The organism is Candidatus Chloroploca asiatica, assembly GCF_002532075.1.
GTDB classification, from domain to species: domain Bacteria; phylum Chloroflexota; class Chloroflexia; order Chloroflexales; family Chloroflexaceae; genus Chloroploca; species Chloroploca asiatica.
Genome location: NZ_LYXE01000084.1, coordinates 1 through 765, shown reverse-complemented (window position 1 = coordinate 765; position 765 = coordinate 1). Strand labels below are relative to the sequence as shown.

Sequence of the window (765 nt, the reverse complement as noted above, 5' to 3'; positions counted from 1 at the left end):
CGACCTGCTCCTGGCCCATGAAATCGCCGCCGATCTCAACTGGGACTGGCTCGCCGAGCGTGACGCGCTCTTTGGGGGGCTGAAGCACCGTCTGGCGCAGGCCATGGTGGGTACGCTGCATGAACCCGGGGTGCCTGCCCGTGATCGGGTGCGGATTGGGGCCATCCTGGCTGAGCTCGGCGACCCCCGCCCCGGTGTCGGCACGCTGCCACCCGCGATGGTGGAACTGCCCGGAGGTACCCTGGTACTAGGCAGCACCCCGGAACAGGCTGAGGCAGCCGGGCAAGCCTGGGAGCAGTACTGGCTGCAACGAGGAAACAAATCGATGGCAAAGGATGCTCGGCGCTGGCCTGACAATGAGATCAACGATCACCCTGTGACGCTCGCCCCCTTCGCCATTGGGCGCTACCCGGTGACGAATGCGCAGTATGCGGTGTTTATCGCCGAGGGCGGGTATGATCCAGCGGCCCCCTGGTGGGATGCGGCTGGGCGGGCATGGCTGGCCCGCGATGATGCTGCCACGGAGGGGTTGGAACCGTGGCAGCGGCGGCAGCGCAAAGATCAGCCAGAGGCATGGGATGACGAAGCGTTCGGGCACGGGCGTGGGAACTCTCCGGTGGTCGGGGTCAATTGGTATGAAGCCATGGCCTTTGGCCGCTGGCTGACGGCGTACCTGAACGATGGCTTTGTCTACCGCCTGCCGAGCGAGGCAGAGTGGGAGTATGCGGCGCGGAGGCAAACGCGGCGGAACTATCCGTGGGGTGC

At 66.1% G+C, this 765-nt stretch carries 1 protein-coding gene; it reads left to right on the top strand.

Annotated features, from left to right (window positions below; translation table 11 throughout):
• A partial coding sequence (locus A9Q02_RS09955; protein ID WP_141508823.1) for a formylglycine-generating enzyme family protein occupies nucleotides 1-765 on the top strand: 765 nt, incomplete at both ends.